The 20,242-nt window shown below is 73.2% G+C and carries 15 protein-coding genes and 1 pseudogene; 9 read left to right on the plus strand and 7 right to left on the minus strand.

Features of this window, described 5'->3' with window-relative positions; genetic code table 11:
• Positions 1–23: 23 nt before the first annotated feature.
• The gene (locus QQS16_RS31685; protein WP_286065479.1) at positions 24–1,160 is read left to right on the plus strand and encodes a winged helix DNA-binding domain-containing protein; all 1,137 of its coding nucleotides are present in this window, start codon (positions 24–26) and stop codon (positions 1,158–1,160) included.
• Positions 1,161–1,245: 85 nt separating this feature from the next.
• On the opposite strand, the gene QQS16_RS31690 is transcribed toward QQS16_RS31685, so the two are convergent.
• From QQS16_RS31690 to QQS16_RS31705, 4 genes and pseudogenes are all read right to left on the minus strand, one after another.
• Positions 1,246–1,932 (minus strand): FxLYD domain-containing protein, encoded by a 687-nt coding sequence (locus tag QQS16_RS31690; protein ID WP_286065480.1) that lies wholly within the window; start codon positions 1,930–1,932, stop codon positions 1,246–1,248.
• 180 nt (positions 1,933–2,112) lie between these two features.
• Positions 2,113–2,904: a S1 family peptidase gene (locus QQS16_RS31695; RefSeq protein ID WP_286065481.1), complete on the minus strand. Its 792-nt coding sequence runs from the start codon at positions 2,902–2,904 to the stop codon at positions 2,113–2,115.
• Between the two features lie 270 nt (positions 2,905–3,174).
• Positions 3,175–5,985: a helix-turn-helix transcriptional regulator gene (locus QQS16_RS31700; protein ID WP_286065482.1), complete on the minus strand. Its 2,811-nt coding sequence runs from the start codon at positions 5,983–5,985 to the stop codon at positions 3,175–3,177.
• A 150-nt stretch (positions 5,986–6,135) separates the two neighbouring features.
• A pseudogene (locus QQS16_RS31705) lies at positions 6,136–6,979 on the minus strand (helix-turn-helix transcriptional regulator).
• A 214-nt stretch (positions 6,980–7,193) separates the two neighbouring features.
• On the opposite strand from QQS16_RS31705, the gene QQS16_RS31710 reads away from it, so the two are divergent.
• From QQS16_RS31710 to QQS16_RS31725, 4 genes are all read left to right on the plus strand, one after another.
• Positions 7,194–8,864, plus strand: a complete 1,671-nt coding sequence (locus QQS16_RS31710; protein WP_286065483.1) for an AMP-binding protein — start codon at positions 7,194–7,196, stop codon at positions 8,862–8,864.
• A gap of 679 nt (positions 8,865–9,543) precedes the next feature.
• Positions 9,544–10,680 carry a glycoside hydrolase family 12 protein gene (locus QQS16_RS31715; protein WP_286065484.1) on the plus strand — a complete coding sequence of 379 codons (1,137 nt, stop codon included), beginning with the start codon at positions 9,544–9,546 and terminating at the stop codon, positions 10,678–10,680.
• 161 nt (positions 10,681–10,841) lie between these two features.
• On the plus strand, positions 10,842–11,834 hold the full coding sequence (locus QQS16_RS31720; RefSeq protein WP_286065485.1) for a glycoside hydrolase family 3 N-terminal domain-containing protein: 993 nt from the start codon (positions 10,842–10,844) through the stop codon (positions 11,832–11,834).
• Positions 11,835–12,016: 182 nt separating this feature from the next.
• Entirely contained in the window at positions 12,017–13,099 is a 1,083-nt protein-coding gene (locus QQS16_RS31725; protein WP_286065486.1) for a lytic polysaccharide monooxygenase auxiliary activity family 9 protein, read from the plus strand.
• Between the two features lie 66 nt (positions 13,100–13,165).
• Here the strand turns inward: QQS16_RS31725 and QQS16_RS31730 are convergent, their stop codons facing one another.
• Positions 13,166–13,900 carry a hypothetical protein gene (locus tag QQS16_RS31730; protein ID WP_286066520.1) on the minus strand — a complete coding sequence of 245 codons (735 nt, stop codon included), beginning with the start codon at positions 13,898–13,900 and terminating at the stop codon, positions 13,166–13,168.
• A gap of 162 nt (positions 13,901–14,062) precedes the next feature.
• Here QQS16_RS31730 and gcl point away from each other — a divergent pair, with 162 nt between their 5' ends.
• Positions 14,063–15,847 (plus strand): glyoxylate carboligase, encoded by a 1,785-nt coding sequence (gcl, locus tag QQS16_RS31735; RefSeq protein ID WP_286065487.1) that lies wholly within the window; start codon positions 14,063–14,065, stop codon positions 15,845–15,847.
• 767 nt (positions 15,848–16,614) lie between these two features.
• On the opposite strand, the gene QQS16_RS31740 is transcribed toward gcl, so the two are convergent.
• Complete coding sequence (locus tag QQS16_RS31740; protein WP_286065488.1) at positions 16,615–17,508, minus strand: 2-hydroxy-3-oxopropionate reductase; 894 nt, start codon at positions 17,506–17,508, stop codon at positions 16,615–16,617.
• Between the two features lie 44 nt (positions 17,509–17,552).
• Complete coding sequence (locus QQS16_RS31745; protein ID WP_286065489.1) at positions 17,553–18,392, minus strand: TIM barrel protein; 840 nt, start codon at positions 18,390–18,392, stop codon at positions 17,553–17,555.
• 461 nt (positions 18,393–18,853) lie between these two features.
• Between QQS16_RS31745 and QQS16_RS31750 the strand changes: the two genes are divergently transcribed.
• From QQS16_RS31750 to uraD, 3 genes are all read left to right on the plus strand, one after another.
• Entirely contained in the window at positions 18,854–19,135 is a 282-nt protein-coding gene (locus tag QQS16_RS31750) for a YkoF family thiamine-binding protein (RefSeq protein WP_286065490.1), read from the plus strand.
• Positions 19,132–19,500 (plus strand): helix-turn-helix domain-containing protein, encoded by a 369-nt coding sequence (locus tag QQS16_RS31755; RefSeq protein WP_286065491.1) that lies wholly within the window; start codon positions 19,132–19,134, stop codon positions 19,498–19,500. The genes QQS16_RS31750 and QQS16_RS31755 overlap by 4 nt, the downstream gene beginning before the upstream one ends.
• A gap of 209 nt (positions 19,501–19,709) precedes the next feature.
• A complete protein-coding gene (gene uraD / locus QQS16_RS31760; RefSeq protein WP_286065492.1) occupies positions 19,710–20,219 on the plus strand; it encodes a 2-oxo-4-hydroxy-4-carboxy-5-ureidoimidazoline decarboxylase in 510 nt (169 codons plus the stop codon).
• Positions 20,220–20,242: the final 23 nt, after the last annotated feature.

Below are 20,242 nucleotides of genomic sequence, written 5' to 3' on the forward strand. Positions count from 1 at the left end.
CAACCGTCGCTACCGTGCTCAGCATGACGAAGACGACGAAGACGACGAAGCGGAGCACCCAGCGTCCGGCCGCCACGGCACCCGTGCTCGGCCCCCGCGCCCTCAACCGCGCCACCCTCGACCGGCAACTGCTCCTGCGTCGCGCCCCGCTGTCCGCCAAGGCCGCCGTCGAGCATCTGCTCGGTCTCCAGGCACAGAACGTGAAGCCCCCGTACTACGCCCTGGCCGCCCGCCTGGACGACTTCGCCCCGGGTGAGCTGTCCGCACTGATGGCCGACCGCGAAGTCGTCCGCATCGTCACCATGCGCTCGACCATCCACACCCACACGGCCGAGGACTGCCTCACCCTGCGGCCGCTGGTGCAGCCCGCGCGGGACCGCGAACTCACCATCTTCCGCCAGGGACTTCAGGGCGTCGACCTCGACCGGCTCGCCGCCCTGGCCCGGGACCTCGTCGAGACCGAGCCGCGCACCATGAAGCAGTTGCGGGAGGCGCTCTTGGGCGAGTGGCCGGACGCCGACCCGCAGGCCCTCGCGATCGCCGCCCGCTGCAAGCTGCCGCTGGTCCAGGTGACCCCGCGCGGGCTGTGGGGCCGAAGCGGCCAGGTCGCCCTGACCACCGCCGAGCACTGGCTGGGCCGCCCCGCACGGCCCGCACCCGCCCCCGACGCCACCGTGCTGCGCTACCTCGCCGCGTTCGGCCCGGCCTCCGTCAAGGACATGCAGACCTGGGCCGGCCTGACCCGCCTGCGGGACGCCTTCGAACGCCTCCGCCCGGGTCTGGTCACCTTCCGCGACGAACAGGGCGTCGAGCTCTTCGACCTCCCCGACGCGCCCCGCCCCGACCCGGACACCCCGGCCCCGCCCCGCTTCCTGCCCGAGTTCGACAACCTGCTCCTCTCCCACGCCGACCGCACCCGCGTCGTCCCGCCGGAGCACTGGGGCCGCGCCTGGCAGGGCAACCAGGCCTACCGCACGCTCCTCGTCGACGGCTTCCTGGCGGGCGTGTGGAAACTGGAGGACACCACCCTCGTCATCGAACCGTTCGGCCGGCTCACCGGCGACCAGCGGCGTGAGGTGACCGAGGAGGGGGAGCGGATGCTGACCGTGATGCACCCGGAGTCGTCGTACGACATCCGCTTCGGCCCGGTCCTCCGGTAACCGCCACCTGCCATCGGCCCCCGCCGCGCCCTGGCCCGCGCGCCCCCTCCCGCGCCCGAACCCGTGCGACCCCTACGGCCTGCGGTTACGACACGTACCGCGTCACGTCGGTCACCTTGCACGACATCCTGCCCGTGATGGTGTCCAGCCCCTGGGCCGTCTCGTTCGCCTCCTGGCCGGGTGCCAGGCCGTTCACCGCCGCCAGGGCCTCGCCGAGGCGCTTGCCCGAGGCGTCGACGAACTCGACGTTCACGATGTAGTCGGCCTTCTTCGCCGTCCGGTTGGTGATCGTCAATTCCGCCGACGCCCAGGTCGTCAGCGAGTCCACCGCGCACCCGGTGATCTTCACATCGCCCTCGGCCCCCGACTCCTCGGCCGGTTCCTCCGCCGCGGACTCCTCGGCGGCGGGCGCCCCCGGAGCGTCGTCCGTCGGGGCACCGCTCGTCGGGACACCGCTCCGCTCCGCGGCGGGCGACCGCGCGACCGAATCGCTGTCCTTCGAGGAGTCGTCGCTGACCGCCATGACGCCGATCACGCCGAGCACGAGAAGGACGAGGACCGCGCCACCGATCGTCAGCCCCACGATCAGCCCCGTTCTGCTCTTGTGCGGCGGCTGCGGCGGCCCGCCCCAGCCCGGCCCCGGCTGCTGCCACACCGGCCCCGGCTGCGGCCACTGCGGCTGCGACGGCGGTGGCGGAGGCGGTGGCGGTTGCTGTTCGCCCCCCGGACCTGGATACCCGTACGTCATGAGACCCCCCACGGTCAGTGCCATGAACGTTCCGTGCGATGAACGTTCTGTGTGATCGGAGAGGGACACGGTAAGCCCTTGCGCGCGGGAGCTCACCGCCGGGCACGGCGGAACGCATGGACAGGGGGCGTTGCGGGCCGCTCGTGGAGGCCCGCAACGCCCCCTGGTCTTTCACCTGAGGAGTGCTCAGGAGGACTGGTGGGGCTACGAGTTGACCTGCGTGGTCACCAGGCTGGAGAAGGTGGTCAGCCGGGTGTAGACACCCGGGTACCCGGCCGCCGCGCAGCCCTCACCCCAGGAGGTGATCCCCGCCAGGACGCCCCCGATGAGCAGGGGACCACCGCTGTCGCCCTGGCAGGTGTCGACGCCGCCGGAGGTGTATCCGGCGCAGACCATCTCGCTCGCGATGAAGTCGGAGCCGTAGGAACTCGCACAGCTGGTGTTGGACACCGTCGGGACGGTCGCGGTGCGCAGCTGGTTGGAGGAGCTGCCGCCGGCCGAGGTGGTGCCCCAGCCGACGATACGGGCGGTGGTGCCGGCCGCGTACACGCTCGTCTGGGAGGAGGAGACGTAGGAGGCCGTGGTGTACGGCATCGACGTCGACAGCGTCAGCACGGCCACGTCGTCGCCGTTGGTGGCGTCGGTGTAGCTCGGGTGGATCCAGATCTTGCTGACTCTGGCGACCGTGCCGTTCGTACCGTTCAGGTAGGTGCGGCCGCCGACCACACGGACGCCGCTGGTGGTCTCGCCGACCATGCAGTGGGCCGCGGTGACGACCTTGGTGGGTGACACCAGGGTGCCGCCGCAGAACTGGTTCTGCGAGGCGTCCGTGATCTGCATCATGAACGGGTACGCGGTCGTCGTGGTCGTCGTACCGCCGACGATGGGCTGCGGGGCGGCGACGGCGGCGGGGGCGCCGAGCAGGGCGGTGGCGGCGGCAGCGGCGGTGGCCGCCACGACGGCGGCGGTCTTCTTGGCGCGGTTGAGCCCGAACATGACACTCCTCAAGGGGAAATCGCCGGTGGGGGGTCGCCCGGGTGGGGGGTGTACGAGGGTCGCGGGACCGACCCTCATGTCACCGGGCGAGCGGCACGTCCCTTACGCTAGGACCCGGCCGTTGCCTCCCCAATGAGGGAACCCCCTAAGGGAGTTGGGCAGGGAAAACCCTCGGTCGGCCCCGGGCAAACCCGGTGCGACGGGAAGCAACACCCCGGAAACCGACGGGACTCACGTCACATCCGCGGGACTCACGTCACCTGCGCGGGACTACGTCGGACGACGGCCCGCCGCCAGTCTGACGATGTCGACCCGCGATCGGATCCCCAGCTTGCGGTAGACCCGGGTCAGGGTCGCCTCCACCGTCTTGACGCTGATGAACAGCCGCCCGGCGATCTCCCGGTTGGTCGCGCCCTCCATGACCAGCGCGGCGACCTGACGCTCCATCGCGGCCAGCCCGTCCAGCGCGTCCAGCGCGGGGGAGGGGGCCACGACCGGCTCAGCCGGCGCCGGCACCGCGGCGGCCTCCACCTGCCGCAGCCAGGGCAGCGCCCGGCAGCGCCGGAACAGCCGCGCCGCCTCGTCGTACGACGCCGGTCCGGGCCGGCGCGTGCGCAGCGCGGCCAGCGCGAACGCCGCCCGCGCCTCCTCCAGGCCGTAGCCCAGCTTCGCGAGCCGGTCCTGAGCCGACGTCAACTGCGCGAGTGCCGCCTCGTGTTCACCGCGCGCCGCGCGCACCTGCGCCTCCGCCCGGTCCAGTACGGCGAGCACGCCCTCGCGGCCCAGCCGCAACGCGTGCTCGCGGGTCACCCTGATGAGGTCCCGCGCCTCGGCGAGCTCACCGGTGTGCACGAGGGCCTCGGCCAGGTCGCCGTGCCAGCGGCCCCGGGCCGGATCGGTGATGCCGAGCCCCAGCTCCAGGTCCCGCACCCGGCGCAGCGACCGGACCGTTCCGGGCGCGTCCCCGGCCACCAGCTGGGCGTGGCCGAGGGCGGCCAGGGCGCGCGATACGTACATCTGGTCGCCGTCCACCTCGGCGTGCTCCGCGGCCTCCCGGGCCAGGGCCAGCGCCCGGTCCACGTCCCCGCCGGCCGCCTCCGCGAACGAGGTGAGCAGCGCGGAGGCCACCTCGCCGATGCCGGAGTCGCGGGCCAGCCGCAGGCTCTCCCGGGCCAGGTCCAGGGCCCGTCCGCAGTGCCCGGAACGCAGTTCGGTCTCGGCGAGCAGCCGCAGGAAGTGCACCTCGCTCTCGACCATGCCGCGCCGCCGCACCTCGCGCAGCAGCGCGGTGACGGTGGTGCGGGCCTCGGCCAGCTGGTCGCTCATGAGCAGCCAGCGGAAGCGGACCAGGCCCGGCCCGTTGTGATGGCAGGCGACCTGCGGGTCCTGCGGTTCCCGCAGCGCCCGTTTGATGGTCGCGGGCGCGTCCGGGTGGCCCATCAGCGTCTCGGCCTGGGCCTGGAAGGCGAGCGCCAGGAGCTCGCTGCGCCGGTCACCGGCCCGGGCGGCCAGCTGTGCCGCGTGTGCCGCCTCCTCCCGGCCCTGCGCGAAGTCGCCCTGCACGACCAGGCCGCGCCAGGCCAGCTGGTAGTGGACCAGGGCGAGCAGGCCGGGGTCGTCGCCCGCGTCGGCGAGCGCCTGCGGGAACACGGCGTCGACGTCACCGAGGGCCTGACCGGCCGCCTCGATGACCACCATCCAGGCCCGCACCCGGTCGGCGGGCACGGTCGCCCGGGTCAGCACCTCACGGGCGATGTCCCGCGCGAGGTCCGCCTCGCCGGCGGTGATCGCGTCCTCGGCGGCCTGTAGACGCCGTTCGTCCGGTCCCGGCACGGTCTCGGCCGGGGTGTGCCGGGCCGCGAGCAGCCCGAGGGAGGCGGCCACCGAGGGGGCGCCCCGGTCCCGGGCCTGAGTGGCGGCCTCGCCGAGCCGGGCCGCCACCTCCGGGTCGGTGCCGGTGGTCGCCAGCGCCAGGTGCCGGGCCCGCTCGATCGGATCGGAGGCAGCGGTGGACAGCGCGGCGTGCACGGCCCGCCGCTCCTGCGCGGGCGCCTCCGCGTACAGGGCGGCCGAGATCAGCGGATGCGCGAACCGCAGGGCGGGCCCCTCCGGCTCCGTCGCCAGCAGCCCGAGGGCCGCCGCCTGGGCGGTCTCCGCCTCCGCGTTGTCCCGGCCGGCCGCGTGCAGCAGCGCCACCGTGGGACGCGCGCCGGCGCTGGCCACCAGGAGGGTGCGGCGGGCCTCGTCCGACAGCATCTCCAGCCGGCTGAGCACCAGGGCCCGCAGCGAGGTGGGCACGTGCAGCGGCTCGCCCGGCCGGGGCGGGGTCGGGTTCTCGGCCAGCGCCCGGCCCAGTTCCAGCGCGAAGAGCGGATTCCCGCCGCTGGTGCGGTGGATGTCCCGCACGGTCGAGCGGGGCAGGCCGGTGTAGCCGCGGTGGTCCAAAAGCTCGGCCACCTGGACGCGGGAGAGCGGGTTGAGCCGGACGGCGACGCTGTCCGGGGGCAACGCGCGTAGATGACGGTCGTACTCCTGTCCCTCGGTCCGTACCGCGCACAGCAGCTGGACCGGGGTGTCGCCGAGGCGGCGGGCGGCGAAGCCGAGCAGCTCCGCGCTGGCCGGATCCAGCCACTGGAGGTCGTCCGCGACGACCAGCACGGGCCCCTCCGTCGCGAGCGCGCGCAGGGTGGACAGGACCGCCAGACGCAACGCCAGCCCGTCCCGCTGGAGCGTCGACTCGCCCCGGCCGGTGAGCGCCGACTCCAGGGCGGTGCGCTGGGCGGCGGGCAGCCGCCCGGACACGCGGTCGACGACCAGGCCGAGGAGGTCGGCGAGGGCCAGGAAGGGGAGGTGGGATTCGGACTCGGTCGCCGAGCAGCGCAGGACGGTGCGGGCCGCGCCGGAGTATTCCGCCGCCAAAGTCCGCAGCACGGTCGACTTTCCTATTCCGGCCGGGCCGTGGAGCAGGACGCTGCCGCCGCGTACGAGCTGCTCACGCGCCGCCGTGGACAGCTCCTCCCTGCCGATCAGCAGCTCGGGGCGGCATCTGGCAGGCTCCTTGAAGTCCCGTCGCACGGTCACCGCTCCCTCCGCGTGTCGTGTCCTGGCCAATATTAGGCAACGGTCTTTGGAATTCGGATGGACGAGATGGTGAGGGAAATAACAACGTGACCGCATGGACAAATTCAAAGCGCCCGAGCATGGATAACCCACCGACGGATTCGACCCGGCCTACGGCGGCCGGCCTGCCCGACGTGCCGCGACGACAGCCTCCCCACGGGTACGCGTCCCAAGCTTCCGCACGGCCGGTCAGAGACAAGCCTTGACCGTCTCGGCGGTCCCGCCCGGCCGCGGGGGCCACCGCGTCGATCGCCCCGGCGGCCACACAGGCCGGCTCGTCCCGCTCGCGGCGCGCCGGGCGCACCTCGCGCGCCGCGGGCCCACCCGGCGCGGTCAGCGGCCCGCAGCCGGCCGGCGGCGCCGCGCGCACCGAGGGGTCGGTGATCCGCGGGGCCGGCGCCCGCAGTGCCGTGTGGGCCTTCCGTCCCTGTTCCCGGGCGGCGGTGCCGGCGGGGGGCCGGGGCCGAGTGCGCGCCGCCGGCGGCATGCGGCGCGCCTCGTCCCCGACCAGCAGCGCCTGCTCCACGTCCCGCGCGGCGTCCACCGCCGCGCCGAGGACACGGTCCCCGAACGGCCGGGTGCCGCGCAGGGCGCCGTACAGCACCGCCCGCACCCGGCGCCGTACGACGACCGGCACAGCCGGGACCGCCGGCACCGGACACAGCCCCTCCGCCGCGACGACGGTTCCGTGCTCATGGCTGATCTGCCGGGAGGAGGAGTGGTCCGGCACCGCGCAGGGGCGGGCCAGGGCCGGCACCTCGCCGCCGAGGCCGGTGCCCGCGGTCACCACGAGCGCGCGCGGGGCGGACGTGGCGGCGCGGTCCGGTTCGCTGACGCGCATCCGCCGCCTGCCGGGCTCCCCCAGACCGCCGAAGGCGACCGGCGGGCCGGTCGCACACCGCAGCCGCGCCGGCGCACCGCGGATCTCCACCGGCTGTGAGCCCGGCCGCGACATCGACTGCGACACCGGCGGTGACACCGGCGCTCGCCCCGGCTGCGACACCGGCTGCGAGGCCGGCTCCCGCCCCGGCTGCGACACCTCTGCTGCCACGTGCTCGTCCCTTCGCCGCGGCACACACCCCCGTTCGGGGGTAGTGAGACCCGCGTCACGGATTACACGATGGCAGAGAGCCGCCTGGCAATGGTGCCGGGACCGAGGAGGACGACAGATGACGACGCCGACGGAACTCTTCCGCAGCGCGCGGGACTTCCTGCTGGAACACCGCGAGGACTACGCCACGGCGTACGAGGGCTTCACCTGGCCCCGTCCCCGGCACTTCAACTGGGCGCTCGACTGGTTCGACGAGATCGCCCGGGGGAACGCCCGGACCGCGCTGCACATCGTCGAGGAGGACGGCAGCGAGGTCCGGCTTACCTTCGCCGAGATGGCCGAGCGGTCCAGCCGGGTCGCGAACCTGCTGCGCGAGCGCGGGGTCGGCGCCCAGGACCGGATCCTCGTCATGCTCGGCAACCAGGCCGAGCTGTGGGAGACGGCGCTCGCCGCCATGAAACTGCGGGCCGTCGTCATCCCGGCGACCCCGCTGCTCGGACCGGCCGACCTGCGCGACCGGGTCGAGCGCGGACGCGTGCGGCACGTCCTGGCCCGGGCCGAGGACGCCGGCACGTTCGACGAGGTGCCCGGCGACTACACCCGCACCGCCGTCGGGGGCGTACCGGAGGGCTGGCAGCCGTACGAGGACGCGTACGCCGCCTCCGCCGAGTTCCTGCCCGACGGACCGACCCTGGCCGACGACCCGCTGATGCTGTACTTCACCTCCGGCACGACGGCCCACCCCAAACTCGTCGAGCACACCCACGCCTCGTACCCGATCGGACACCTGGCGACCATGTACTGGATCGGTCTCCAGCCCGGCGACGTGCACCTGAACATCTCCTCGCCGGGCTGGGCCAAGCACGCCTGGTCCAACCTGTTCGCACCGTGGAACGCCGAGGCGACCGTCTTCCTGCACAACTACACGCGCTTCGACCCGGCCCGCCTGATGGCGGAGATGGACCGTGCGGGTGTGACCACGTTCTGCGCTCCGCCGACCGTGTGGCGCATGCTCATCCAGGCCGACCTGGCCCAGCTGCGCACCCCGCCGCGCGAGGCCGTGGCGGCCGGCGAGCCGCTCAACCCCGAGGTGATCGAGCAGGTCCGCCGGGCCTGGGGCGTCACCGTCCGGGACGGCTTCGGGCAGACCGAGACGGCGGTCCAGGTCTGCAACAGCCCGGGACAGCCGCTGAAGACCGGCTCCATGGGACGGCCCGGTCCGGGCTACCGGGTGGAGCTGCTCGACCCGGTGTCGGGCGCGCCCGGCGCCACCGAGGGCGAGATCGCGCTCGACCTGTCCGCGAAGCCCGTCGGCCTGATGACCGGCTACCACGGCGACCCCGACCGTACGGCCGAGGCGATGGCCGGCGGCTTCTACCGGACGGGGGACATCGGCTCCCGGGACGCCGACGGCCACCTCACCTACGTCGGGCGCGCCGACGACGTCTTCAAGGCCTCCGACTACAAGATCAGCCCCTTCGAGCTGGAGAGCGCGCTGCTGGAGCACGAGGCGGTGGCGGAGGCGGCCGTGGTGCCCGCGCCGGACGACCTGCGGCTGGCCGTGCCGAAGGCCTATGTGGTGGCGGCGGAGGGCTGGGAGCCCGGCCCCGACACCGCGAAGGTGCTCTTCGAGCACTCCCGTGAAGTCCTCGCGCCCTACAAGCGGATCCGCCGCCTGGAGTTCGCGCCCCTGCCCAAGACCGTCTCCGGCAAGATCCGCCGGATCGAGCTGCGCGAGGCCACGGCCGCGGGCTCGGACGCCGAGTACCGCGAGGAGGACTTCCGGTGAGCGCGCTCTCGTACACGCACGGACACACGCAGGCCGTATCAAGGACATGAGGAGGTGGCCCGGAGATCCGGGGCCGTGGAAGTGACCTGTGGTCGGGCGGCGTCCGGGCACGCCGAGGCCGGCGGAGGCGGTCCCCTCGCCGGCGTCGGACGGGGCACGGTCCCGCGTCGTCGTCGACGACGACGCGGGCGTGCGGGAATCCACCCGCCGCAGCGTGCGGCGGGCGGCCACCGAACCCGGGTACGTGCTCGGCCCGGCGGCAGGCTCCCCAGCCGTCCGGTGTCGTCGTGGTCCTCGCGGGTGCGGCGTGCCGGACGGCGTCCGGGAACCGACCGGCCGGCAGGGCCCGAGCAGCGCGAGGCAACCGAGATGCCGATCGTGCCCTTCAGCCGTTCCCGGACGTCGTGGCCCCGGTCCGCCGCCCCCTCGGCCCCCTGCCGGGAACGCTCCCACCGCGCGGCGGGAGGCGCGCGGCGGCCGATCCCTTACCCGGCCGCACTCCGGTGAGCTGGCCCTTCGACATCCCGTTCAACTCGATCAGTTCCACAGGGTTGTCAGGGTCATGAGGCGCTCTTACAGTCCCCACAAAACCCCCCGCGTGGGAGCGCTCCCACCCGCAGACGCGGGAGCGCTCCCACGTGCGTGACCCGACCCGGTCGTCCCTCCCAGAGAGGCCCCCATGCGATCGTCACCCCACCGCCCCCGCACCCTGCGCGGCCTGTGCGGCGCGCTGCTCACCGCTCTCGCCACCGTGGCCGCCCTGATGACCGCCGCACCGGCGGCGCGGGCCGACACCACGCTCTGCGAGCAGTACGGCACGACCGTCATCCAAGGGCGCTACGTCGTCCAGAACAACCGCTGGGGCACCGGCGCCACGCAGTGCGTCACCGCCACCGACACCGGCTTCCGGATCACCCAGGCCGACGGCTCCGTGCCCACCAACGGCGCGCCGAAGTCGTACCCGTCCGTCTTCAACGGCTGCCACTACACCACCTGCTCGCCCGGAACCAGCCTGCCCGCCCGGATCAGCGGCATCACCAGCGCGCCCAGCAGCATCTCCTACGGCTATGTCGACGGTGCCGTGTACAACGCCTCGTACGACATCTGGCTGGACCCGACGCCCCGCACCGACGGGGTGAACCGCACCGAGATCATGATCTGGTTCAACCGGGTCGGCCCGATCCAGCCGATCGGCTCCCAGGTCGGCACGGCCACCGTGGGCGGGCGCACCTGGCAGGTGTGGACGGGCAGCAACGGATCCAACGACGTGATCTCCTTCGTCGCCCCGTCGGCGATCACCAGCTGGAGCTTCGACGTCATGGACTTCGTCCGGCAGACCGTCTCCCGCGGGATGGCGCAGAACGACTGGTACCTGACCAGCGTGCAGGCCGGGTTCGAGCCCTGGCAGAACGGCACGGGGCTCACGGTGAACTCCTTCTCGTCGACCGTCGTCACCGGCACCCCGGGCGGCCCGGGCGGCCCGGGCGGTCCCGGGGAGCCCGCGGCGGGCTGCCGGGTGACGTACGCGACGAACGTCTGGACCGGGGGCTTCACCGCCGACGTCACGATCACCAACACCGGTCCGTCCCCGGTGGAGCCCTGGCGACTGGCCTTCACCCTGCCCGCCGGACAGCGGATCACCCAGGCCTGGAACGCCACCGTCTCCCCGTCCTCGGGGACCGTGACGGCGAACGCCCTGGCACACAACGGGACGATCGCGCCCGGCGGCAGCCGCACCTTCGGATTCCAGGGCACCTACAGCGGCACGTTCGCCCAGCCGACCGGGTCCGCCCTGAACGGCACCGCCTGCGCCTGACCCGGTGCCCCCGCACCGCACGGCACCCCGCACCGCACGGCACCCCGTACCGGGCCGCCCCGGGCTCCGCCCGCCCCTTCCCCGCGCCGACAGGGTGGGCCCCGGGGCGAACGGCCCGCGCTGACCCGCTCCCTCGGCCCGCACCCGGAAAGGCTGCCGCCATGAGCCCGAGTCCCGCACCGACCCCGCGCCGCCCCGCCCTGTGCGCCGCCGCCCTCGCCGTCACCGGTCTGTCCGGCGCCGCTCCTCCCGGACCGGCGGTGTCCGCCGCCCTGCCGTACCAGGACCCCGCCCTGCCGGTGGCGGACCGGGTCACCGACCTGCTGTCCCGGATGACACTCGACGACAAGCTCGGGCAGATGACCCAGGTCGAGAAGGACACGCTGGTCCCGCACTCCGACCTCGCCGCCCACCGCACCGGCTCGGTGCTCTCCGGCGGCGATTCCACGGTCAGCCCCACCAACGCCCGGACCTGGGCCGACACCTATGACTCCCTCCAGCGCACCGCCCTCGGGACCCCGCTCGGCATCCCGGTGATCTACGGCATCGACGCGGTGCACGGCCACAACGCGGTGCGCGGCGCCACGCTCTTCCCGCACAACATCGGCCTCGGCACGACCCGCGACCCGGCGCTGGTCCAGCGGGTCGGGCGCGCGGTCGCCGAGGAGGTGGCGGGCACCGGCATCGACTGGTCCTTCGCGCCCTGTCTGTGCGTGGCCCGCAACGACCGGTGGGGCCGCACCTACGAGTCGTTCGGCGAGAAGCCCGAACTGCCCGCCTCCATGGCCACCTTCGTCACCGGCATGCAGGGGCAGACCCTGGGCGGCGACGGCGCCTCGGTGCTCGCCACCGCCAGGCACCACCTCGGCGACGGCGGCACCACCGGCGGCGTGGACCAGGGCGACACCCAGCTGCCCGAGGCCGAGTTGCGCGCGATCCACCTGCCGCCGTTCCAGGAGGCGGTCCGGCGGGGCGTCGGCTACGGACACGGCCTGACCTACGGCACGGGCGGCGGCCCGGCCCCCGGGGCGGTGGCGGATCCCGGGGCGGTGCGGCCTTCCGGGCCCGTGCCGGAGTCCCTGGCGATGCGGGATTCCGGGTCCGCGGTGGATGAGACGACCAGGCGAGCCCTCGCCGCCGTGCCCGGCTCCTGACACCCCCCGCCCGTCCGGCGGAGCTTTCCCGGACGGGCGAGGGGATTCACCTCCGAACACCGACCTGCGAGACCGACCCGCGGCACCGACCCGCGGCACCGACCCGCGAGACCGACCCGCAAGGAGAGAAGGGAGGCCCGGAAGATCCCCCGGAAGATCCCCACGAAGGCACAGGAGACTCCATGGCTCGACGCAAGAAGCAACTGGTTTCCCTGGCGGCGGTGCTGGCGACCCTGCTCGGCGGAATCGGGCTGGCCCTGCTGGGCCAGGGCAACGCACAGGCGCACGGTGTGACGATGATGCCCGGATCGCGGACATACCTCTGTTACCTGGATGCCAAGACCAGCACCGGCTCGCTGGACCCGACGAACCCGGCATGCCGTGCCGCGCTCGCCGAGAGCGGTGCGTCGTCGCTGTACAACTGGTTCGCCGTACTCGACTCCAACGCGGGCGGACGCGGCCCGGGTTACGTCCCGGACGGCAAGCTGTGCAGCGCGGGTGACCGCTCCCCGTACAACTTCACCGGCTACAACGCCCCACGCGCGGACTGGCCGCGTACGCATCTCACCTCCGGGGCGACCGTCAGAGTCCGGCACAGCAACTGGGCGGCACACCCGGGTGACTTCCGGGTGTACATGTCCAAGCCCGGTTACTCGCCGACCTCCCCGCTGGGCTGGGGTGACCTGGAGCTGATCCAGACGGTCACCAACCCGCCCCAGTCGGGCTCGGTGGGCTCCGAGAGCGGCCACTACTACTGGGACCTGAAGCTGCCGTCGGGCCGCTCGGGCGACGCGGTCATGTTCATCCAGTGGGTGCGGTCGGACAGCCAGGAGAACTTCTTCTCCTGCTCCGACGTCGTCTTCGACGGCGGCAACGGCGAGGTGACCGGGATCCGCGGTTCGGGCGGCACCCCGACCCCGACCCCCACGCCGACTCCCACGCCCACCGACCCGCACACCGGCTGCATGGCCGTGTACACCGTGACGAACTCCTGGAGCGGCGGCTTCCAGGGCTCCGTCGAGGTCATGAACCACGGCACGACACCGCGTGACGGCTGGGCCGTGCAGTGGAAACCGGGCACCGGCACGAAGATCAACGCTGTGTGGAACGGCGCGCTGAGCACCGGCTCCGACGGCACGGTCACGGTCAGGAACGTCGACCACAACCGGACCGTCGCACCCGACGGCAGCGTCACCTTCGGCTTCACCGCCACCTCGACCGGCAACGACCACCCGGTCGGCACGATCGACTGCGTCACTCCCTAGCGCCTCCGGCGCGGGACAGGGCGGGGCCGGTGTCCGCGGCACGCGGAACCGGCCCCGCCGTGCGTGTCAGGCGCCGGTGGCGTGCAGTTCGCCGGCGGGGTCGTTCACCGGCCGTGGCGTGCCCGTGAGGTCGAGGACGAACAGGGGGATCCCGAGTGTGTCGGCGCGGGCGCGGGCGTCGGGGGCGTACCCGGTCAGGGAGAAGTAGACGCACGCCGCGGACTCCGTCATGGCCGTCAGCCACAGGCACTCCACGTCCCGCAGGGAGGCCGGCCGCACGGTCGGGTCGACCTGCGCGAGCAGACCGCGGGCGGCGATGCCGATGCCGGACGGGGGCCGCTGGTCGGCGCGGCGGATGTCCCGGTAGCCGAGCCAGCGGAGGTAGCGGGCGGTGACGGTGACGGCGTCCCGGGCGGTGCGGATGGCGACGGGCCGGAACGCGCGGTGCGGCGCCGCACCGGTGGGCTGTGCCGGGACGGTGCCGACGGGCTGTGCCGGGACGGCACCGGTGGGCTGTTCGGGGACCGTGCCGGCCGTGGCCACCGCTATCCGCAGCACCGTCCCGCAGGGACAGCCCAGCTCCGGACGGGGCCACTGGCCGTCGCGGCCGCACGCGGCGCAGCGCACGGTGACCCACTCGTCGTCCCAGGCGCGGTGGGTGACCGCCGTCATGGTGCCGTGCGGATCCAGCGGCGGCGCGACGGGCGCCCCGCACGCGCACGGATACGAGGGTGCCGCGTAGAGATGCTCCCGCCGACAGGCCGGGCAGGGCACCGGAACGCTCTCGGACATGGCCCACATCGTCCTCCAGGGCACCCCCGCTTGTCCCTCTCTTGACGGTCTTCACCCACCCGCCTACATTCTTTCCAGATAGCAGAAGAAGATTTCCACAATACGGAATTACATTCCTCACCGCGGGGCGCGACGGGAGGGTGAGTCCGGCAGCCGAAGCAGGAGTAATCGATGGCTCGAATGACCGCTGCCCGCGCGGCAGTTGAGATCCTCAGGCGGGAGGGCGTCACCGACGCGTTCGGTGTCCCCGGCGCGGCGATCAACCCCTTCTACGCGGCCCTCAAGGCCTCCGGCGGCATCCACCACACCCTCGCCCGGCACGTCGAGGGTGCCTCGCACATGGCCGAGGGCTACACCCGCACCCGCGCGGGCAACATCGGCGTCTGCGTCGGCACCTCCGGCCCGGCCGGCACCGACATGATCACCGGTCTGTACTCCGCGACCGGCGACTCCGTGCCGATCCTGTGCATCACGGGCCAGGCCCCGACCGCCGTGATCCACAAGGAGGACTTCCAGGCCGTCGACATCGCCTCGATCGCCAAGCCGGTGACGAAGATGGCGGTCACCGTCCTGGAGGCCGCCCAGGTCCCCGGCGTCTTCCAGCAGGCCTTCCACCTCATGCGCTCCGGCCGCCCCGGCCCGGTCCTCATCGACCTGCCGATCGACGTCCAGCTCACCGAGATCGAGTTCGACCCGGCGACGTACGAGCCCCTGGCGGCCTACAAGCCCGCCGCGAGCCGAGCCCAGATCGAGAAGGCGCTCGGGATGCTGCTCGCGTCCGAGCGTCCGCTGATCGTGGCCGGCGGCGGTGTCGTCAACGCCGACGCGTGCGAACTGCTCGTGGAATTCGCCGAGTTGACGGGTGTTCCGGTCGTCCCGACGCTGATGGGCTGGGGCGTCCTGCCCGACGACCACGAGCTGAACGCCGGCCTGGTCGGCCTTCAGACCTCGCACCGCTACGGCAACGCGACCTTCCTGGAGTCCGACTTCGTCCTCGGCATCGGCAACCGCTGGGCCAACCGCCACACCGGCCGGCTCGACGTGTACACGGCGGGCCGGACGTTCGTCCACGTCGACATCGAGCCCACCCAGATCGGCAGGATCTTCGCCCCGGACTACGGCATCACCTCCGACGCCAAGGCCGCGCTGGAGCTGTTCGTGCAGGTGGCCGGGGAGCTGAAGGACGCGGGCCGACTGCCCGACCGCTCCGCGTGGGCCGCCGCCGCGCAGGAGAGGAGGGCGACCCTCCAGCGCCGTACGCACTTCGACGACATCCCGATCAAGCCGCAGCGCGTCTACGAGGAGATGAACAAGGCCTTCGGACCGGAGACCCGGTACGTCTCCACGATCGGCCTCTCACAGATCGCCGGCGCCCAGATGCTGCACGTCTTCCGGCCGCGCCACTGGATCAACTGCGGCCAGGCGGGCCCCCTCGGCTGGACCGTTCCGGCCGCGCTCGGCGTCGCCAGGGCCGACCCGGAGGCGTCCGTGGTCGCCCTCTCCGGCGACTACGACTTCCAGTTCATGATCGAGGAGCTGGCGGTCGGCGCCCAGCACCGCATCCCGTACGTCCATGTCCTGGTGAACAACTCCTACCTGGGCCTGATCCGGCAGGCGCAGCTGGCGTTCGACATCGACTTCCAGGTCAGCCTGGAGTTCGAGAACGTCAACTCGCCCGAACTGGGCGTGTACGGCGTCGACCACGTCAAGGTGGCCGAGGGGCTCGGCTGCAAGGCGATCCGGGTCACCGACCCGAACGAACTGGGCGCGGCCTTCGAGCGGGCGAAGAAGCTCGCCGCCGAGTACCGGGTGCCGGTGGTCGTCGAGGCCATCCTGGAGCGGGTCACCAACATCGCGATGTCGAGGACGAACCACATCGGCGAGGTCGTCGAGTTCGAGGAGATCGCCACCGAGCCGGGACACGCCCCGACCTCGATCAGGCCCCTGAAGGTCTGAGGGCGTGAGGGCCTGACGGCCTGACGGCCACGAAAGGGCCGACACCCGTCGACCCGCCACCGAGGGGCGGCCCACCGGGGGAGGGCCGCCCCTTCGGCGTGCCCTCGATCCGCGGCGGTGTCGGGGAGGCTCCCCTCGGTGTACCGGGCCCGGCCGGACCGTCGTACCGCTGTCCGCGACACCCCGGAGCGGAGCCCGCCGCCCCCGTGCCGGCGGACCCCGCATGACCACAATGTGCCCACGCCCGGGGGCCGTTGAAGCCCCCGGGCGCGGGTTCAGAGCTTGATTTGAGGGTTCCGTAGCCGGCGTACGACCGCTGCGGTACTCGGGCTGACCGGACCACGCCACGCGGTGCCGGGCGGGCGTACCGGGTGGGTGGGACCGCGGCGGCTGTGACGGAACCGGGGCTCCTTCCCTCAGGTCGAAGAAGGAGGTCCGGGGACCTTCACCACCGCACTGGCTCACACGCCGCCGCGGTCCCGTTCCTGCCCGGACGGCCGATGGACCACCCCTCATCCGGGTCCACCGCCGGCACGGGCGGCCTTGACGGGGGCTCGGTCCACGCGGGGCGCGGACCGCCTCCCGCACGCGCTCACCGCCGCGCGGGCCGGCGACCGGGGTGCCGGACCCGGCGGTGAGCGCGTGCTTCGACATACCGGTCCCCGGAAACCCGACGAGTCGTCGGGGTCGGGGACGGGTTCCGGCCCGCGGCGGCGCCTGGGCGCGACAGGACAGGTGTCAGCGCCGCCGCGGACCGGAAGTCCGGCTCAGACGCGGGCGCCGGACAGGCGTTCCACCGCGCGCAGCAGCGCCGAGTGGTCCAGTCCGCCGTCGCCCTGCGCCCGCAGGCTCGCGACCAGTTGGGCGACCACCGCCCCGACGGGCAGGGCGGCACCGACCGAGCGGGCCGCGTCCGTGACGATGCCCAGGTCCTTGTGGTGCAGGTCGATCCGGAAGCCCGGCTTGAAGTCGTGGTTCAGGAAGCTGTCCTTCTTGCGCGTCAGCACGGTGGAGCCGGCCAGGCCGCCGTTCAGGACGTCGAGCGCCGCCTTCAGGTCCACCCCCGACTTCTCCAGGAAGACCACGGCCTCGGCGCACGCCTGGATGTTCACGGCGACGATCAGCTGGTTGGCGGCCTTCACGGTCTGGCCCGCGCCGTGCGGACCGCACAGCACGACGGTCCTGCCGAGCGCCTCGAAGACGGGCTCGGCCTCGTCGAAGTCGGCCTGCTCGCCGCCGACCATGATGGACAGCACGGCCTCGACCGCGCCGGCCTCGCCGCCGGAGACGGGCGCGTCCAGGACGCGGATCCCCTTCGCCCCGGCCGCCTTCGCGAGGTCGACCGAGGTTCGCGGGGTGATGGAGGACATGTCGATCAGCAGGGCGCCGGAGCGCGCGTGCTCCAGGATGCCGTCCGGGCCGTACGCGATGGCCTCGACCTGCGGGGAGGCCGGCACCATCGTGATCACGACGTCGGCGTCCCGGACGGCCTCGGCGATCGAACCGGCGGCCGTGCCCCCGGCGGCGGCCAGCCGGTCCAGCTTGTCCTGTTCCAGGGTGAAGCCGGTGACGTCGTACCCCGCCTTGAGGAGGTTCTCGGACATGGGAGAGCCCATGATGCCGAGGCCGATCCAGGCGATCCTGGGGAGGTTCGTGGTCATGCGGGTGCCTCTCTGACTGCTGGTCTCCGTCGGTGAGCGGGTGCTCAGTGAGCGGCTCGGGCCGCGGCGGGCAGCCAGTCGAACGCCGCCGCGCTCGGGCGGTCGCCCGGCTTGTACTCCAGGCCGACCCAGCCCTCGTAGCCGGCCTTGCGCAGCTGGTCGAGGAGGTCCGCGAGGGGAAGTGACCCGGTGCCCGGCGCGCCCCGCCCCGGGTTGTCGGCGATCTGCACGTGGCCGGTCTTCGCGGCGTACCGCTCGATCACCGACGGCAGGTCCTCGCCGTTCATGGCCAGGTGGTACAGGTCCATCAGGAACTTCGCGTTGCCGAGCCCGGTCGCGTCGTTGACCTTGTCGACGACTCCGACGCCGGCCGGGGCGCTCACCAACGGGTACAGCGGCGACTCCGTCCGGTTGAGGGTCTCGATCAGCAGGACCGCGCCGATCCGGTCGGCGGCCCGGGCGGCGCGGACCAGGTTCTCCAGCGCGAGCGCGTCCTGCTCGGCCGGATCCACGCCTGCGACGCGGTTGCCGTACAGCGCGTTGAGCGCCCCGCAGCCCAGGCTCCCGGCGAAGCCGGCCGCCACGTCGATGTTGGCGCGGAACCGCTCCGACTCCGCCCCCGGGATCGACAGGGCGCCGCGGTCGGGACCGGGCAGCTGCCCGGCGTAGAGGTTCAGGCCCGTGAGCCGGACGCCCGCGTCCTCGATCGCCTTCCTCAGGGCGTCCAGCTCGGACCGCTCGGGGGTGGGGGAGTCGACCCAGGGCCACCACAGCTCGACCGCCGTGAAGCCGGCCGCGGCGGCGGCCGCGGGGCGCTCCAGGAGCGGGAGTTCCGTGAAGAGGATCGACAGGTTGACGTTGAAGCGCTGCTCTGCGAATCCCATCGGGCCGGCGCTCCCTTCCCTAGCGAGTTTCGAACGCAGCGAGTTCCGTGAGTGGCGAGCGAGGGGCTCTGTCTTCCGTATTACGGAACTTGATTTCTGCTTGTTGGAAGAGTGCCGTCGGCGGTCGGAGCTTGTCAAGGGGGCCCGGCGGAAAACGGCAGCGCACGTCGGGCGTGCGCGTCTCAGGGCGTGCGCGCGCCCGTCCCCTCGATCCGGCCGCCGCCGATCCGGCCGCCCCTCGATCCGGCCGCCGCCGATCCGGGGCCGAGGAGGAGGGGCCCTGGCGGGGCGGGTGGGCTAGGGTCGGCTGTACGGCGGCCCGGACTGAGCCGTCGTGAGGGTGATGACCTGCGGCGGCGTCGCGGAGGCCGACGGCCGGTCCGTCACGCGACGCGCCCCCTGCGCCCGCGCGTCCTGCGGGCCGGGGAACACGCGGGCCGAGGCGATCCCATGGGGGCACAGTGCGACTGAGAGTGGAGTTCACCACCGAACCCTTCGACCTCGACGAGGCGCCCGCGCACGCGGTGGTGGCCCGCGAGGTCGTCGAGGCGGCAGACCTGGACGCGGTGGACGTCGGCCCGTTCGGCAACACCGTGGAAGGCGGCGCCGACGCCGTGCTCACCACCGTGGACGCCCTGCTGCGCCGGACCCTGGAGTCGGGCGCCACCCGGATCTCGCTCCAGCTCAACGTGATCGGGGACGGTGTCGCCGGTGCGGGCGCCGTCGGGGAGGGCGGGAAGTGACCGCCCACGGGGACGAGGACTTCATCGCGGCGGTGAAGCCGCTGGTCGACGCGATGGGCGGCGAGCTGCTCCCCTCGGACGAGGCCGGCCCCGACGACGTGGTGCTCGCCTGGGAGGGCGTCGATGTCGTCGCCGTACGCCTGCCGCAGCTCGCGGACTCCCTCGATCACATCCTGGCCGCCATGGAGCGCAAGAAGGGCAAGCCCCTGGCCGACCTGGACCGCAAGGCCAAACAGGAGGTGGTGCGGATGCTCGAAGCGCGCGGCGCCTTCTCCGTGCGGCACGGGGTGGAGACCGTGGCCGGCGCGCTCGGGGTCAGCCGCTTCACGGTCTACAACTACCTCAACCGCGAGAAGGAGGGCTGACCGGCGGGCGGGCCCGGCTTCCGGCGGGCGCGCCCTCCGGGCGGACACGGCTCCCGGGAGTACCGGTACTTCGGGTGAGCTGGGCTTCGCCCGTGGGCCGGTCTTTGTTACCCGGAATTTTCAACAAAGTGTTGACGCCGACTTCGGGAGGGCGTTAGCTGGCGGCAGCCCGATCAGCACGAAGGCCGTTCCCGGCCACGGAGGCTCCCGTGACGTCGACTTCCACGCCCCCGGGCCTGGCCCGGTTCAACGCCCTGGAGGAGCACGCGGCCTTCGCCGCACTGCACGAGGTGTGCGCCTCCACGGCATGGGCGGAGCGGCTGCTCGCCGCCCGCCCCTACGCCACCGCCGACGAGCTCTACGCCGCCAGTGACACGGCGACGGCCGAGCTGACCGCCGGGGACCTGGCGGAGGCGATGGCCGGACACCCGCCGATCGGCCGGCCCCGGCCGGGCGATCCCACCTCGGCACGCGAACAGCGCGGCATGGCCGGCGCCTCCGACCGGCTCAAGGCGGAGATGCTCGAACTGAACCTGGCGTACCAGGAGAAGTTCGGCCACGTCTTCCTGATCTGCGCCACCGGCCGGACCGGTGAGCAGATGCGGGACGCGGCCGTGGAGCGGCTCGGCAACCCGCCGGAGCGGGAGCGGGAGATCATCCGCACCGAGCTGGGCAGGATCAACCGGATCCGGCTGGCCCGTTTCGCCGACGAGGACTGAGGAAGACCGCGGAGGACGCCTGA

It is taken from the genome of Streptomyces sp. ALI-76-A (assembly GCF_030287445.1).
Taxonomy (GTDB): domain Bacteria; phylum Actinomycetota; class Actinomycetes; order Streptomycetales; family Streptomycetaceae; genus Streptomyces.